Annotated in this window: 18 protein-coding genes; all 18 read left to right on the top strand. The window is 56.9% G+C overall.

Translation table 11 applies throughout. The annotated features are described in order from the left end of the window. Positions 1–146: 146 nt before the first annotated feature. Positions 147–281, top strand: coding sequence for a 50S ribosomal protein L34 (rpmH, locus tag QWI20_RS08710; protein ID WP_002551315.1), 135 nt, complete (start codon positions 147–149; stop codon positions 279–281). Between the two features lie 16 nt (positions 282–297). Then, positions 298–699, top strand: a complete 402-nt coding sequence (rnpA, locus tag QWI20_RS08705) for a ribonuclease P protein component (protein WP_122534378.1) — start codon at positions 298–300, stop codon at positions 697–699. Continuing rightward, positions 692–937: a membrane protein insertion efficiency factor YidD gene (gene yidD / locus QWI20_RS08700; protein ID WP_074886126.1), complete on the top strand. Its 246-nt coding sequence runs from the start codon at positions 692–694 to the stop codon at positions 935–937. Before rnpA ends, yidD begins: the two co-directional genes overlap by 8 nt. A gap of 2 nt (positions 938–939) precedes the next feature. Continuing rightward, a complete protein-coding gene (gene yidC / locus QWI20_RS08695; protein WP_369305103.1) occupies positions 940–2,619 on the top strand; it encodes a membrane protein insertase YidC in 1,680 nt (559 codons plus the stop codon). Positions 2,620–2,697: 78 nt separating this feature from the next. Beyond that, positions 2,698–4,068 (top strand): tRNA uridine-5-carboxymethylaminomethyl(34) synthesis GTPase MnmE, encoded by a 1,371-nt coding sequence (gene mnmE, locus QWI20_RS08690; protein WP_369305102.1) that lies wholly within the window; start codon positions 2,698–2,700, stop codon positions 4,066–4,068. 524 nt (positions 4,069–4,592) lie between these two features. Then, positions 4,593–6,491 carry a tRNA uridine-5-carboxymethylaminomethyl(34) synthesis enzyme MnmG gene (gene mnmG / locus QWI20_RS08685; protein WP_369305101.1) on the top strand — a complete coding sequence of 633 codons (1,899 nt, stop codon included), beginning with the start codon at positions 4,593–4,595 and terminating at the stop codon, positions 6,489–6,491. 5 nt (positions 6,492–6,496) lie between these two features. Beyond that, the gene (gene rsmG, locus QWI20_RS08680) at positions 6,497–7,132 is read left to right on the top strand and encodes a 16S rRNA (guanine(527)-N(7))-methyltransferase RsmG (RefSeq protein WP_369305162.1); all 636 of its coding nucleotides are present in this window, start codon (positions 6,497–6,499) and stop codon (positions 7,130–7,132) included. Positions 7,133–7,150: 18 nt separating this feature from the next. Further along, a complete protein-coding gene (locus QWI20_RS08675) occupies positions 7,151–7,945 on the top strand; it encodes a ParA family protein (protein ID WP_369305100.1) in 795 nt (264 codons plus the stop codon). 9 nt (positions 7,946–7,954) lie between these two features. Continuing rightward, positions 7,955–8,827, top strand: a complete 873-nt coding sequence (locus QWI20_RS08670) for a ParB/RepB/Spo0J family partition protein (RefSeq protein ID WP_369305099.1) — start codon at positions 7,955–7,957, stop codon at positions 8,825–8,827. Between the two features lie 146 nt (positions 8,828–8,973). After that, positions 8,974–9,381: a F0F1 ATP synthase subunit I gene (locus QWI20_RS08665; protein WP_265387745.1), complete on the top strand. Its 408-nt coding sequence runs from the start codon at positions 8,974–8,976 to the stop codon at positions 9,379–9,381. A gap of 16 nt (positions 9,382–9,397) precedes the next feature. Then, on the top strand, positions 9,398–10,267 hold the full coding sequence (gene atpB / locus QWI20_RS08660) for a F0F1 ATP synthase subunit A (RefSeq protein ID WP_074886103.1): 870 nt from the start codon (positions 9,398–9,400) through the stop codon (positions 10,265–10,267). A gap of 137 nt (positions 10,268–10,404) precedes the next feature. Further along, the gene (atpE, locus tag QWI20_RS08655; protein WP_002555987.1) at positions 10,405–10,662 is read left to right on the top strand and encodes a F0F1 ATP synthase subunit C; all 258 of its coding nucleotides are present in this window, start codon (positions 10,405–10,407) and stop codon (positions 10,660–10,662) included. 57 nt (positions 10,663–10,719) lie between these two features. Further along, on the top strand, positions 10,720–11,190 hold the full coding sequence (locus tag QWI20_RS08650) for a F0F1 ATP synthase subunit B (protein WP_065988056.1): 471 nt from the start codon (positions 10,720–10,722) through the stop codon (positions 11,188–11,190). Positions 11,191–11,202: 12 nt separating this feature from the next. After that, entirely contained in the window at positions 11,203–11,739 is a 537-nt protein-coding gene (locus QWI20_RS08645) for a F0F1 ATP synthase subunit delta (RefSeq protein WP_037016920.1), read from the top strand. A gap of 21 nt (positions 11,740–11,760) precedes the next feature. Beyond that, on the top strand, positions 11,761–13,305 hold the full coding sequence (gene atpA, locus QWI20_RS08640; RefSeq protein WP_065988057.1) for a F0F1 ATP synthase subunit alpha: 1,545 nt from the start codon (positions 11,761–11,763) through the stop codon (positions 13,303–13,305). 50 nt (positions 13,306–13,355) lie between these two features. Further along, positions 13,356–14,216, top strand: coding sequence for a F0F1 ATP synthase subunit gamma (gene atpG / locus QWI20_RS08635; RefSeq protein ID WP_037016916.1), 861 nt, complete (start codon positions 13,356–13,358; stop codon positions 14,214–14,216). 28 nt (positions 14,217–14,244) lie between these two features. Continuing rightward, a complete protein-coding gene (atpD, locus tag QWI20_RS08630) occupies positions 14,245–15,621 on the top strand; it encodes a F0F1 ATP synthase subunit beta (RefSeq protein WP_037016914.1) in 1,377 nt (458 codons plus the stop codon). A 44-nt stretch (positions 15,622–15,665) separates the two neighbouring features. After that, on the top strand, positions 15,666–16,091 hold the full coding sequence (locus tag QWI20_RS08625; protein ID WP_133774003.1) for a F0F1 ATP synthase subunit epsilon: 426 nt from the start codon (positions 15,666–15,668) through the stop codon (positions 16,089–16,091). Positions 16,092–16,160: the final 69 nt, after the last annotated feature.

The following is a 16,160-nucleotide window of genomic DNA, read 5'->3' as shown; positions in this document are numbered from 1 at the left end:
CGCTCGCTGTCGATGGAGTGCACTCAGGAAGTAAATGCAAGAAACGTTGGTTGGAAATTGACCTGCGTGCCCGCTTTCTCTAGAATCCCCGGTCTCTTAAAACGGGGGCCATTCCGGCCCGTTGTGGACGAACCAGGTAACACGCCATGAAACGTACTTTCCAACCCAGCACTATCAAGCGCGCTCGCACCCACGGTTTCCGTGCTCGTATGGCCACCAAAAACGGTCGCGCAGTTCTGTCGCGTCGTCGCGCCAAAGGCCGTAAGCGTCTGGCAGTTTGATTAATCGGCACAGGTGGTGAGTCAGGACTTCAGTCGGGAAAAGCGTTTGCTGACACCCCGGCATTTCAAGGCAGTCTTTGACTCCCCCACCGGCAAGGTTCCGGGGAAAAATCTCCTGCTCCTTGTGCGCAACAACGACCTTGATCATCCCCGTCTCGGGCTGGTGATCGGGAAGAAGAGCGTGAAGCTCTCCGTCGAGCGCAACCGTTTGAAACGCCTGATGCGTGAGTCGTTTCGCCTTCACCAGGACAACCTGGTCGGATGGGATATCGTCGTCGTCGCACGCAAAGGCTTGGGTGATATTGAAAACCCCGAATTGATTCAGCATTTCGGCAAGCTCTGGAAACGTCTGGCGCGCAGCCGGCCCGATCCCGAACTTAAAACCGAAACTGCGGGGGTAGACAGTCCTGATGCGTAAACTGGCGCTCGTTCCGATCCAGTTTTACCGCTATGCCATCAGTCCTCTGATGGCCAGTCACTGTCGTTTCTACCCCAGTTGCTCCTGCTACGCGTACGAGGCCATTGAAAATTATGGTCTGGTACGCGGTGGCTGGCTGACCTTACGTCGCTTAGGTCGGTGTCATCCGTGGAATCCCGGTGGTTATGACCCGGTTCCACCTGCTCCCACCTCCCGTTCCTCTTCGATGGCCGAGTAATCATGGATATTAAACGCACGATCCTGATCGTCGCCCTAGCAATCGTGACCTATGTCGGTGTCCTGAAATGGAACCAGGACTACGGTCAGGCTGCCTTGCCGACTCAGAATGTTGCTGCCAACACCAATACATCCGCTATTCCTGATGCTCCGCAAGGTTCGGCGACTGCCAATGCAGACGTTCCTAGCGCTACCGGCGAAGTGGCTGCGCCGGCAGAAATGCCGGTGGCCACCATCAAAGACCTGATCCAGGTGAAGACAGACGTCCTCAACCTGGAAATTGATCCGGTAGGTGGCGACGTGGTGCAGCTTCGTTTGCCACTTTATCCACGCCGTCAGGATCATCCCGAGATTCCCTTCCAGTTGTTCGATAACGGCGGCGAGCGGATTTTCCTCGCTCAGAGCGGTCTGACTGGCGCGAACGGTCCTGATGCCCGAGCCACTGGTCGTCCGGTCTACTCGGCTACGCAAAAGAGTTACCAGCTGGCTGACGGTCAGAACGATCTGGTCGTCGACCTGAAATTCAGCGATGGCGGCGTTAACTACATCAAGCGTTTTACGTTCAAGCGCGGCCTGTATGACCTGACCGTTTCTTACGTGATTGACAACCAGAGCGCTCAGCCGTGGAACGGTAACCTGTTCGCACAGTTGAAACGCGATGCGAGCGCTGATCCATCCTCGACGACTGCCACTGGTACCGCAACCTATCTGGGTGCTGCCCTGTGGACACCTTCGGAACCTTACAAAAAGGTTTCCATGAAGGACATCGACAAAGGGTCGGTGAAGGACACTGTTCAGGGTGGCTGGGTTGCCTGGTTGCAGCATTACTTCGTGACCGCCTGGATTCCGAACAAGACTGATAGCAACACCGTCACCACCCGTAAGGACAGTGCCGGCAATTACATCATCGGTTTCACAGGCCCGGCATTGACGGTCGCACCTGGCGCGAAAGCCGAGACGACTGCAACGCTTTACGCGGGTCCGAAGAGTCAGGCAGTCCTGAAGGAGTTGTCTCCAGGTCTGGAATTGACGGTGGACTACGGGATTCTGTGGTTCATTGCCCAGCCTATTTTCTGGCTGCTGCAACATATCCACAGCATCGTGGGTAACTGGGGCTGGTCGATCATCTTCCTGACCATGCTGATCAAGGGGCTGTTCTTCCCTCTGTCGGCGGCCAGTTACAAATCCATGGCACGCATGCGTGCTGTCGCTCCGCGCTTGGCCGCGCTGAAAGAACAGCATGGCGACGATCGTCAGAAGCTTTCTCAGTCGATGATGGAGCTGTACAAGAAAGAGAAGATCAACCCGTTGGGTGGATGCTTGCCGATCCTGGTACAGATGCCGGTATTCCTGTCGCTGTACTGGGTACTGCTTGAAAGCGTCGAAATGCGCCAGGCACCTTGGCTGCTGTGGATAACCGACCTGTCGATCAAGGACCCGTTCTTTATCCTGCCGATCATCATGGGCGCTACCATGTTTATCCAGCAGCGTTTGAACCCGACACCTCCGGATCCGATGCAGGCCAAGGTCATGAAGCTGATGCCAATTATCTTCACGTTCTTCTTCCTGTGGTTCCCGGCCGGTCTGGTGCTGTACTGGGTTGTGAACAACACCTTGTCCATCACTCAACAGTGGTACATCACCCGCAGTATCGAAGCGAAAGCCAAGAAAGCTGAAGCCTGATCTACCCTGTTAACAAGTTATTCAAAACGCCCCCTCGTGGGGCGTTTTGCTATCCGTCGGTTGCCCAGGAGTCGGCCCATGAACGTTCTTTTTGAAACCATTGCGGCTATTGCAACGGCTCCCGGGCGAGGAGGCGTCGGTATCGTCCGCATTTCCGGTCCCAAGGCCGGCAAGTGTGCAGAGGCGATTCTCGGCAAACTGCCACAACCTCGGTACGCGCATTACGGCACTTTCAAGGGAGAAAACGGCGCAGTCATTGACGAAGGCATCGGTCTCTATTTTTCCGGCCCTCACTCATTCACGGGGGAAGACGTGCTTGAACTTCAGGGGCATGGGGGGCCTGTGGTTCTGGACATGTTGCTGCAACGTTGCGTGCAGTTGGGGTGCCGTCTTGCACGGCCCGGGGAATTCAGTGAGCGCGCATTTCTCAACGACAAGCTCGACCTTGCCCAAGCCGAGGCCATCGCTGACCTTATTGAAGCGAGCTCCGCACAGGCCGCACGTAACGCGTTGAAGTCGCTGCAGGGGGCATTTTCCCAGCGAGTGCATGAGCTCACGGAGAAACTGATCAGCCTGCGCATTTATGTCGAAGCAGCAATCGACTTCCCTGAGGAAGAGATCGACTTTCTCGCGGACGGTCATGTTCTAGCCATGCTGGACAACGTTCGCAGTCAGTTATCCACAGTGCTGCACGAAGCCAACCAGGGCGCTTTGCTCAGAGATGGCATGAATGTAGTCATTGCTGGCAGACCCAATGCTGGCAAATCCAGTCTGCTGAACGCCCTTGCAGGCAAAGAGGCGGCGATTGTGACTGAGATCGCCGGCACAACCCGTGATGTCCTGCGCGAACATATTCACATTGATGGAATGCCTCTCCACGTCGTGGACACGGCCGGTTTGCGCGACACCGACGATCAGGTGGAAAAGATAGGCGTACAACGCGCGCTTCAGGCGATAGGTCAGGCAGACCGCATCTTGCTGGTGGTGGATGCGACAGCGCCAGAAGCGGGTGATCCCTTCGCGTTGTGGCCAGAGTTTCTGGATCAACGACCTGACCCTGCCCATGTCACCTTGATTCGTAACAAGGTCGACCTGAGTGGTGAGCCGGTGGAACTGGCGACCAGCATCGATGGCCACGTGACCATCAGCCTCAGCGCCAAGGCCGGTGGTGAAGGCGTGGAGCTTCTGCGTGAGCATCTGAAAGCTTGCATGGGGTATCAGCAAACCGCTGAAGGAAGCTTCAGTGCAAGACGTCGCCATCTTGAGGCGCTGCACAAGGCAAGCGCCTCTCTTGAGCATGGTCGCTCGCAGCTGACACTAGCGGGCGCCGGTGAGTTGCTTGCCGAAGATTTGCGCCAAGCGCAGCAGTCCTTGGGCGAAATTACCGGCGCATTCAGCTCGGACGATTTGCTGGGACGAATTTTCTCCAGCTTCTGCATCGGCAAATAACGGCCCGCTCTCGCCCCAGGCAGGTCAATCTCTCCGGATCTGCCCCATCTCGATTCATTCCTCTGACTTTTCCAGACTCCCAACCAATAGCGGGAGGGGGCAAATGCGCCTCTAATTCCACCGTTCAGCTCCTGTGTCCAAGGATAAGCCCTGTGCATAACCGCGGCTAAGCTCGGTTGATAAGCAGGCTCCTGAGCTGAGGATAATCCCCCCTGTGGACAACCATCAGTTTAATCCACAGGCTCTGGCAGGTTATCCAAGGGGCTCTTGGGCACATGGACACAGGCTTTTGATTCCCTGTACATCAGGCAATAGTAGGCTTACAGAACTTTATCCACAGAAATGTGGCTCAGTAGAAATAAACATAAAAACAAAGATCTTATAAATTTCTTTCTTTTTAATTTCTATAACCGCCATTCATCCACAGCTGGTTAGATTTTGCGCAACGGGTTTCTTAAGGGGGGGTAAGTCCCTATACTTGCCGCCATTCCTATTCCCCCCAAATAACAGGCACGAGGTGCGTGGTGGATTTCCCTTCCCGTTTTCAAGTGATCGTCATCGGCGGCGGTCATGCCGGTACCGAGGCAGCACTGGCGTCCGCACGTATGGGTGCTACCACCCTGCTGCTTACGCACAACGTGGAAACCCTCGGCCAAATGAGTTGCAACCCGGCCATTGGTGGCATCGGTAAAAGTCATCTGGTCAAAGAGATCGATGCACTGGGCGGTGCGATGGCAACGGCCACTGACAAAAGCGGCATCCAGTTCCGCGTGCTTAACAGCCGCAAAGGCCCAGCAGTCCGGGCGACCCGTGCCCAGGCCGACCGCGTGCTGTACAAGGCCGCGGTCAGAGAAATAATCGAAAACCAGCGCAACTTGTGGGTATTCCAGCAGGCATGCGACGACCTGATTGTCGAGCAGGATCAGGTGCGCGGCGTCGTTACCCAGATGGGCCTGCGTTTTCTGGCTGACTCTGTGGTCCTCACCACAGGTACCTTTCTTGGCGGACTTATCCACATTGGTCTGCAGAACTATTCGGGTGGTCGCGCAGGTGATCCGCCGTCCATTGCACTTGCACGCAGGCTTCGTGAGCTGCCGCTGAGAGTGGGCCGCCTGAAAACGGGCACACCTCCGCGCATCGATGGCCGATCTGTGGATTTCTCGCGGATGACTGAACAACCGGGGGATACGCCGATTCCCGTGATGTCGTTCATGGGCTCCAAGGCTCAGCATCCGAGCCAGGTCAGCTGCTGGATAACCCACACCAACGCTCGGACCCACGAAATCATCGCGGCCAATCTCGATCGGTCGCCGATGTACTCTGCTGCCGGAGAAATCGAAGGGGTCGGGCCGCGTTATTGCCCGTCGATTGAAGACAAGATCCATCGTTTTGCCGACAAGGAAAGCCATCAGGTGTTCATCGAACCGGAAGGTTTGACGACCCATGAGCTTTATCCAAACGGTATTTCGACCTCGCTGCCGTTTGACGTGCAACTGCAGATCGTTCGGTCTATCCGCGGAATGGAAAACGCCCACATCGTGCGGCCTGGCTATGCCATCGAGTACGACTATTTCGATCCGCGCGACCTGAAGTACAGCCTGGAAACCAAGGTTATCGGTGGGTTGTTTTTCGCAGGACAGATCAACGGCACAACCGGTTACGAAGAAGCCGGTGCCCAAGGTTTACTCGCTGGCGCCAACGCAGCGCTTCTCGCTCAAGGCAAGGACAGTTGGTGTCCGCGTCGCGATGAGGCTTACATCGGCGTGTTGGTGGATGACCTGATTACGCTGGGCACCCAAGAGCCGTACCGGATGTTCACCTCGCGTGCCGAGTACCGCTTGATTTTGCGGGAAGACAATGCGGACTTGCGTTTGACCGAACAAGGTCGGGCGCTTGGCTTGGTCGACGATGCCCGCTGGGCGGCGTTCTGTGCCAAGCGAGAAGGCATCGAGTTGGAAGAACAGCGTCTGAAATCCACCTGGATTCGTCCAGGTACCGAGCAGGGCGACGCAGTCTCGGCTCACTTCGGCACCCCGTTGACCCACGAATACAATCTGCTGAATCTGCTGAGCCGTCCCGAAGTGGACTACGCCAGTCTGGTTGCGCTGACCGGTAACGGCTCGCCTGACCCGCAGGTCGCTGAACAAGTCGAAATCAAGACCAAGTACGCCGGTTACATCGACCGTCAGCAAGACGAGATCACTCGTCTGCGGGCCAGCGAAAACACCCGGCTCCCTGCGGATATCGATTACACCGGGATTTCCGGTCTGTCCAAGGAAATCCAGAGCAAGCTGGGGATAACTCGTCCGGAAACGCTGGGCCAGGCCTCGCGGATTCCAGGCGTCACACCCGCGGCGATTTCTCTGTTGATGATTCATTTGAAAAAACGCGGCGCGGGCCGTCAGTTGGAGCAAAGCGCTTGAGTTCGATGGTTACCCCGCAGCATGCAGAAGAACTGACCCTTGGCGCTCGAGAGCTAAGCGTCGAGTTAAGCGAAAGCCAACACAGCCAGTTGCTGGCGTATCTGGCTTTGCTGATCAAGTGGAACAAGGCCTACAACCTGACCGCGGTTCGTGATCCGGATGAAATGGTCTCCCGCCATCTGCTGGACAGCTTGAGCGTGGTGCGTTTCATCGAAGGTGAGCGTCAGCTGGATGTCGGCAGCGGCGGCGGGATGCCGGGTATCCCGCTGGCCATCCTGTTTCCGGACATGAAAGTGACGGTGCTGGACAGCAATGGCAAGAAGACCCGGTTTCTGACTCAGGTCAAACTCGAGCTCGCGCTCGCTAACCTGGAAGTTATCCACAGCCGCGCCGAAGCATTCCAGCCTGCGCTGCCGTTCAACGGCATCATCTCTCGCGCCTTCAGCAGCTTGGGAGACTTTACCCAGTGGACTCGGCACATGGGCGATGGTGAAACGCGCTGGTTGGCAATGAAGGGTCTGCATCCAGTGGATGAACTGGTAGCATTGCCCGCAGATTTTCATCTGGAAAGCGCGCAAGCCTTGGCCGTACCCGGTTGCCAAGGTCAACGGCATCTGCTGATACTGCGCCGCACGGCATGACAGGGAACACACGCAAGAATGGCTAAGGTATTCGCGATAGCGAACCAAAAAGGGGGGGTGGGTAAAACCACAACCTGCATCAACCTCGCGGCTTCGCTGGTGGCAACCAAGCGTCGGGTGCTGTTGATCGATCTCGATCCGCAAGGCAATGCCACCATGGGCAGTGGTGTGGATAAGCACGGGCTTGAGCATTCGGTTTACGACTTGCTGATCGGCGAGTGCGACCTGAATCAGGCCATGCACTTTTCCGAGCACGGGGGTTATCAGCTGCTGCCTGCAAACCGCGATCTTACGGCTGCCGAGGTCGTCCTGCTGGAAATGCAGATGAAGGAATCGCGTCTGCGGGCAGCACTGGCGCCCATTCGCGATAACTACGATTACATTCTCATCGACTGCCCTCCATCTTTGTCGATGCTGACGCTCAACGCTCTGGTCGCTGCCGACGGCGTCATTATCCCCATGCAGTGCGAGTACTTTGCACTCGAAGGTCTCAGTGACCTTGTGGATAACATCAAGCGCATTGGTGAATTGCTCAATCCCCAACTCAAGATCGAAGGTTTGCTGCGGACCATGTACGACCCGCGGCTTAGTCTGATCAACGATGTTTCGGCGCAGCTCAAAGAGCACTTCGGCGAGCAGCTGTACGACACCGTTATTCCGCGCAATATTCGTCTGGCCGAGGCGCCTAGCTTCGGCATGCCGGCATTGGCGTACGACAAGACTTCTCGCGGCGCGCTGGCTTACCTGGCGCTTGCGGGCGAAATGGTCCGTCGCCAACGTCGCGGCAGTCGCACCGCGGCTCAGCCCACTTAAGGAAATTCCATGGCCGTCAAGAAACGTGGACTCGGACGTGGGCTGGACGCACTGCTGAGCAGCCCCACCGTCACCGCATTGGAAGAACAGGCGGTGAAGGCGAGTGAGCGCGAGCTTCAACACATTCCCCTGGACCTGATTCAACGAGGCAAATATCAGCCGCGTCGTGATATGGATCCCCAGGCGCTGGAAGAACTGGCGAACTCGATCAAGGCGCAAGGGGTTATGCAGCCGATCGTGGTCCGCCCGATTGCCGACAACCGCTTCGAGATCATTGCCGGTGAACGCCGCTGGCGCGCCAGCCAGCAGGCAGGGATCGAGACGATTCCTGCCATGGTGCGTGATGTGCCCGATGAAGCAGCCATCGCGATGGCGCTGATTGAGAACATTCAGCGCGAAGACCTGAATCCGATCGAGGAGGCGATTGCCCTGCAGCGTCTGCAGCAGGAATTTCAGCTGACCCAGCAGCAAGTTGCCGAGGCGGTGGGCAAGTCGCGAGTCAGCGTCGCCAATTTGCTGCGACTGATCGCATTGCCGGAAGTGATCAAGACCATGCTCTCCCATGGTGATCTGGAGATGGGCCACGCCCGTGCGCTGTTGGGGCTGCCTGAAGATCAGCAGGTTGAAGGGGCGCGACATGTTGTCGCACGCGGTTTGACCGTGCGCCAGACTGAAGCACTGGTTCGCCAGTGGCTGAGCGGCAAACAGGAGGCTGCGGAGCCTGTGAAGGCCGATCCTGATATCACACGCCTGGAGCAGCGCCTGGCCGAGCGGCTGGGCTCCGCGGTGCAAATCCGCCATGGCCAGAAGGGCAAAGGTCAGTTGGTCATCCGTTATAACTCGCTGGATGAGCTACAGGGTGTGCTCGCTCACATTCGCTGAAACAAATCATGCGTAGCGCGTAGTCGGAAATCACTACCTGGCAGTTGAATAGGGGCTGAACCGCCCCTATACTCTGCGCGCATTTTGTCGGCACAATTTATGCCAAGTTGTTGATTTTGGCGGCCGGCTCACGAGGAGCCCATGTGATGGAGACACGCACGCCAAACCGCTTGCCATTCCATCGCCTGGCTGTTTTCCCGATCTTGCTGGCTCAGTTGATTGTCCTCCTGGGGACAGCGCTGGCGCTTTGGCAGTGGCACGGCGTCGTAGCCGGGTATTCGGGGCTTTGCGGTGGCCTGATAGCCTGGCTGCCGAATGTGTATTTTGCTCATAAGGCATTCCGGTACTCCGGGGCCAGGGCAGCGCAGGCCATCGTTCGGTCGTTTTACGCCGGCGAGGCAGGCAAGCTGATTTTTACGGCAGTGCTCTTTGCACTGACGTTTGCAGGAGTAAAGCCGCTGGCTCCGCTGGCGGTTTTCGGCGTGTTCATACTGACCCAACTGGTCAGTTGGTTTGCGCCCCTGCTACTGAGAACAAGACTTTCGAGACCTTAGGGCGTTTGAGGCAACCATGGCAGAGCAAACAGCTTCGGGCTATATCCAGCACCACTTGCAGAACTTGACCTTCGGTCATTTGCCTGACGGCAGTTGGGGCTTCGCGCATTCCGCAGCGGAAGCAAAAGAAATGGGCTTTTGGGCTTTCCACGTCGATACACTCGGCTGGTCGGTCGCACTGGGTCTGATTTTCGTCCTCATCTTCCGCATGGCCGCAAAGAAGGCGACTTCCGGTCAGCCGGGCGCGCTGCAGAACTTTGTTGAAGTGCTCGTCGAGTTCGTCGACGGCAGCGTCCGGGACAGCTTCCATGGCCGTAGCGCCGTGATTGCTCCTCTGGCATTGACCATCTTCGCCTGGGTGTTCCTCATGAACGCCGTCGACCTGATTCCTGTCGACTGGATCCCGCAGTTGGCGATCATGATCACCGGTGATCACCACATTCCTTTCCGCGCCGTATCGACCACCGATCCGAACGCGACGCTGGGCATGGCACTGTCCGTCTTTGCCCTGATCATTTTCTACAGCATAAAAATCAAGGGTATCGGCGGCTTTATCGGCGAATTGACCCTGCACCCGTTCGGCAGCAAGAACATTTTCGTTCAAGCGCTGTTGATTCCGGTGAACTTCCTGCTTGAATTCGTGACTCTGGTGGCCAAGCCGATCTCCTTGGCACTGCGGCTGTTCGGCAACATGTACGCGGGTGAACTGGTGTTCATTCTGATCGCGGTCATGTTCGGTAGCGGCCTGCTGTGGCTCAGCGGTCTGGGCGTGGTCCTGCAATGGGCGTGGGCTGTGTTCCACATCCTGATCATCACCCTGCAAGCGTTCATCTTCATGATGCTGACCATCGTCTACCTGTCGATGGCTCACGAAGATAACCATTGAGACCCGCCTGGCGAGTCTGATGATCCCCTCGCTTAGGTGAGGGGGTGCCCGCGAGGGCTTGATGTAAGAAACGATTTTGCTTTACCGCTTTAATCTAAGAAAACCTAACCAATACGACGTAAAAGTCGGGAGGAAAGATGGAAACTGTAGTTGGTCTAACTGCTATCGCTGTTGCACTGCTGATCGGCCTGGGCGCACTGGGTACTGCAATCGGTTTCGGCCTGCTGGGCGGTAAGTTCCTGGAAGGCGCTGCGCGTCAACCGGAAATGGTTCCAATGCTGCAAGTTAAAATGTTCATCGTGGCTGGTCTGCTCGACGCCGTGACCATGATCGGTGTTGGTATCGCTCTGTTCTTCACTTTTGCGAACCCCTTCGTTGGTCAACTCGCTGGCTGATCACTCGAATTTTCGAGTTGATTGGTGTGATGGACAACGAACGAGCGAGGTGTTGGCGTGAACATTAATGCAACCCTGATTGGCCAGTCCGTTGCGTTCTTCATTTTTGTGCTGTTCTGCATGAAGTTCGTGTGGCCTCCGGTCATCGCGGCTTTGCACGAACGTCAGAAGAAGATTGCGGATGGACTGGACGCTGCTACACGAGCAGCTCGCGACCTGGAGCTGGCCCAAGACAAAGTGGGTCAGCAACTGCGCGAAGCTAAGGCTCAAGCAGCTGAGATCATTGAGCAAGCCAAGAAACGCGGTACCCAGATTGTCGACGAAGCCCGTGAACAGGCTCGCGTTGAAGCTGACCGTATCAAGGCTCAGGCTCAGGCCGAGATCGAACAGGAACTGAACGGCGTCAAAGACGCGCTGCGCGCCCAACTGGGTAGCCTGGCAGTCAACGGCGCAGAGAAGATCCTGGGTGCCACAATCGATCAAAACGCGCACGCGGAGCTGGTAAACAAACTGGCTGCTGAAATTTAAGCGAGGGCGATCATGGCAGAACTGACCACGTTGGCCCGACCTTACGCTAAGGCAGCCTTCGAGCATGCACAGGCGCACCAGCAACTGGCCAATTGGTCAGCCATGCTCGGCCTGGCTGCTGCGGTGTCGCAAGACGACACGATGCAGCGCATGCTCAAGGCCCCGCGACTGACGAGCGCAGACAAGGCCGCCACTTTTATTGAAGTGTGCGGCGACAAGTTCGATGCCAAGGCACAGAATTTCATTCACGTCGTTGCTGAAAACGACCGTCTCCAGCTTCTGCCGGAGATCTCCGAACTGTTCGAGCTTTACAAGGCCGAGCAGGAAAAATCGGTAGATGTGGATGTGACCAGTGCTTTTGCATTGAACCAAGAACAGCAAGACAAACTCGCCAAGGTTCTCAGTGCACGGCTCGGCCGGGAAGTGCGCCTGCACGCTGCGGAGGATGCCGCCCTGATAGGTGGTGTCATCATCCGCGCCGGCGACCTGGTTATCGATGGCTCAGTTCGCGGCAAACTCGCGCAACTAGCCGAAGCATTGAAATCTTGAGTTTGAAGGGGCAGCAGAGCAATGCAGCAACTCAATCCTTCCGAAATAAGTGAAATCATCAAGGGCCGCATCGAGAACCTCGATGTAGCCTCCCAAGCCCGAAACGAAGGCACAGTCGTCAGCGTGTCTGACGGTATCGTGCGGATTCACGGTCTCGCCGACGCTATGTACGGCGAAATGATCGAGTTCCCGGGCGGCGTTTACGGTATGGCACTGAACCTGGAGCAAGACTCCGTGGGTGCTGTCGTACTGGGCGCTTACACCTCTCTGGCTGAAGGCATGAGTGCCAAGTGCACCGGCCGCATCCTCGAAGTTCCGGTTGGTAAGGAACTCCTGGGTCGCGTAGTCGACGCACTGGGCAACCCTGTTGACGGCAAAGGTCCGCTGAACAACACCGAGACCGACGCGGTCGAGAAAGTTGCTCCAGGCGTGATCTGGCGTAAGTCGGTAGACCAGCCTGTACAGACTGGCTACAAGGCTGTCGACGCGATGATCCCTGTCGGCCGTGGCCAGCGCGAGCTGATCATCGGTGACCGTCAGATCGGTAAAACCGCTCTGGCGATCGACGCGATCATCAACCAGAAAAACAGCGGTATTTTCTGCGTCTACGTTGCAATCGGTCAGAAGCAATCGACCATCGCCAACGTTGTTCGCAAGCTGGAAGAAAACGGCGCTCTGGCCAACACGATCATCGTGGCGGCCAGTGCTTCGGAATCGCCTGCGCTGCAATTCCTGGCTCCGTATGCCGGTTGCACCATGGGCGAATACTTCCGCGACCGCGGTGAAGACGCACTGATCGTCTATGACGATCTGTCCAAGCAGGCTGTGGCTTACCGCCAGATCTCCCTGCTGCTGCGTCGTCCACCAGGCCGTGAAGCCTACCCAGGCGACGTGTTCTATCTCCACTCCCGTCTGCTGGAGCGTGCATCCCGCGTTTCGGAAGAGTATGTAGAGAAGTTCACCAATGGCGCAGTGACCGGCAAAACCGGCTCCCTGACCGCATTGCCGATCATCGAAACCCAGGCTGGCGACGTTTCCGCGTTCGTTCCGACCAACGTGATTTCCATCACAGACGGTCAGATCTTCCTGGAATCGGCCATGTTCAACTCCGGCATCCGCCCGGCAGTGAACGCCGGCGTTTCGGTATCCCGTGTGGGTGGTGCCGCTCAGACCAAGATCATCAAGAAGCTTTCCGGTGGTATCCGTACCGCTCTGGCTCAGTACCGTGAACTGGCAGCATTTGCCCAGTTCGCCTCTGACCTGGACGAAGCGACCCGTAAGCAACTTGAGCATGGTCAGCGCGTTACCGAACTGATGAAGCAGAAGCAATATGCGCCAATGTCGATCGCTGACATGTCGCTGTCGCTGTATGCCGCTGAGCGTGGGTTCCTGACTGACGTCGAAATCGCCAAGGTTGGCAGCTTTGAACAAGCGCTGATTGCTTACTTCAACCGAGATCACGCCGATTTGATGGCGAAGATCAACGTGAAGGGTGACTTCAATGACGAAATCGACTCTGGCCTGAAAGCCGGCATCGAGAAGTTCAAGGCCACCCAAACCTGGTAAGCCGCAGCGGGAGTCGCGAGGCTCCCGCTTGCTAACCTGATAGGTGTTACATGGCAGGCGCAAAAGAGATTCGCAGCAAGATTGCGAGCATCAAAAGCACGCAAAAGATCACCAGCGCCATGGAAAAAGTGGCGGTCAGTAAAATGCGCAAGGCTCAAATGCGCATGGCTGCTAGCCGCCCTTACGCGGAGCGCATCCGCCAGGTGATTGGTCATCTCGCCAACGCTAACCCGGAATACCGTCATCCCTTCATGATCGAACGCGAAGTAAAGCGCGTCGGTTACGTCGTGGTGAGCAGTGACCGTGGTCTGTGTGGTGGCTTGAATACCAACCTGTTCAAGGCTTTGGTCAAGGACATGGCGAAGAACCGTGAAAACGGCGTAGAGATCGATCTGTGCGTGGTCGGCAGCAAAGGTGCGGCGTTTTTCCGCAACTTCGGCGGTAACGTCGTCGCTGCGATCAGCCACTTGGGCGAAGAGCCGTCGATCAACGATTTGATCGGCAGCGTCAAGGTGATGCTGGATGCCTACCTGGAGGGCCGTATTGATCGCCTGTCCGTGGTGTCCAACAAGTTCATCAACACCATGACTCAGCAACCAACGGTCGAGCAGTTGATTCCGTTGGTCGCGACCCAGGATCAAGAACTCAAGCACCACTGGGATTACCTGTACGAACCCGACGCCAAGGAGCTGCTGGACGGCTTGATGGTCCGTTATGTGGAGTCGCAGGTCTATCAGGCGGTGGTCGAGAACAACGCGGCTGAACAGGCTGCGCGGATGATCGCGATGAAGAACGCCACTGACAACGCCGGTGACCTGATCAGCGATTTGCAGCTGATCTACAACAAGGCGCGTCAGGCAGCGATCACCCAAGAGATCTCGGAAATCGTCGGCGGCGCTGCCGCGGTTTAACGGTTCAAATATTCAGAGGATCCAGCTAATGAGTAGCGGACGTATCGTTCAAATCATCGGCGCCGTGATCGACGTGGAATTTCCACGCGACAGCGTACCGAGCATCTACAACGCGCTGAAAGTACAAGGCGCGGAAACTACTCTGGAAGTTCAGCAGCAGCTGGGCGACGGCGTAGTTCGTACCATTGCGATGGGTTCCACCGAAGGCTTGAAGCGCGGTCTGGACGTTATCGACAGCGGCGCAGCCATCTCCGTACCGGTCGGTAAAGCGACGCTGGGCCGGATCATGGACGTACTGGGCAACCCGATCGACGAAGCGGGCCCGATCGAAACCGAAGAGCGCTGGGGCATTCACCGTCCTGCGCCTTCGTTCGCTGATCAGGCTGGCGGCAACGACCTCCTGGAAACCGGCATCAAGGTCATCGACCTGGTTTGCCCGTTTGCCAAGGGCGGTAAAGTCGGTCTGTTCGGTGGTGCCGGTGTCGGCAAGACCGTAAACATGATGGAACTGATCCGTAACATCGCCATCGAGCACAGCGGTTATTCCGTGTTCGCCGGTGTGGGCGAGCGTACCCGTGAGGGTAACGACTTCTACCACGAGATGAAGGACTCCAACGTTCTGGACAAAGTAGCGCTGGTCTACGGTCAGATGAACGAGCCGCCGGGTAACCGTCTGCGCGTCGCCCTGACTGGCCTGACCATGGCTGAAAAGTTCCGTGACGAAGGTAACGACGTTCTGTTGTTCGTTGACAACATCTACCGTTACACACTGGCCGGTACTGAAGTATCCGCACTGCTGGGCCGTATGCCTTCTGCAGTAGGTTACCAGCCGACGCTGGCTGAAGAGATGGGCGTGCTGCAAGAGCGCATCACTTCGACCAAGGAAGGCTCGATCACTTCGATCCAGGCGGTATACGTACCGGCGGACGACTTGACCGACCCATCGCCAGCCACAACGTTTGCTCACTTGGACGCCACCGTCGTTCTGTCCCGTGACATCGCTTCCCTGGGTATCTACCCGGCGGTCGATCCACTGGACTCGACTTCGCGCCAGCTGGACCCGAACGTCATCGGTCAGGACCACTACGACACCGCTCGCGGCGTTCAGTATGTTCTGCAGCGTTACAAAGAGCTGAAAGACATCATCGCGATCCTGGGTATGGACGAGTTGTCGGAAACCGACAAGCAGTTGGTATCCCGCGCTCGTAAGATTCAGCGCTTCCTGTCGCAGCCGTTCTTCGTGGCTGAAGTCTTCACCGGTGCCTCGGGTAAATACGTTTCCCTGAAAGACACCATTGCTGGCTTCAAAGGCATCCTCGCCGGTGACTACGACCATCTGCCTGAACAGGCGTTCTACATGGTCGGCGGCATCGAAGAAGCGATCGAGAAAGCCAAGAAACTGTAATCCAGGCGCCCGGCAACGGGCGCTAATCAGGTTGAGGCATGCAAATGGCTATGACAGTCCATTGCGATATCGTCAGCGCGGAAGGAGAGATTTTCTCCGGTCTGGTCGAGATGGTGATTGCACACGGTAACCTGGGTGATATCGGTATTGCTCCAGGTCACGCACCGTTGATCACCGATCTGAAGCCAGGTCCGATCCGCCTGATCAAGCAGGGTGGCGAAGCCGAGGTGTTTTACATCTCCGGTGGTTTCCTTGAGGTTCAACCGAACATGGTCAAAGTGCTTGCCGATACTGTGCAACGCGCTGCAGATCTGGACGAAGCCTCTGCTCAGGAAGCCGTCAAGGCTGCCGAGCGTGCTCTGAATGAAAAAGGCGCAGATTTCGATTACGGAGCTGCTGCTGCACGTCTGGCGGAGGCCGCAGCTCAGCTGCGCACCGTTCAGCAAATTCGCAAGAAGTTCGGCGGCTAAACCCGACGGCTCGTTGCGCGATTGAGTAAAAGGGTAGCCTCGGCTACCCTTTTTCTTTTTTCGGCTTTC

Origin of the sequence: Pseudomonas sp. W2-17 (assembly GCF_041060445.1) — a bacterium.
GTDB lineage: Bacteria > Pseudomonadota > Gammaproteobacteria > Pseudomonadales > Pseudomonadaceae > Aquipseudomonas.
Note: the sequence above shows the minus strand (reverse complement) of the source record. Positions and strands in the feature narration are given on the sequence as shown.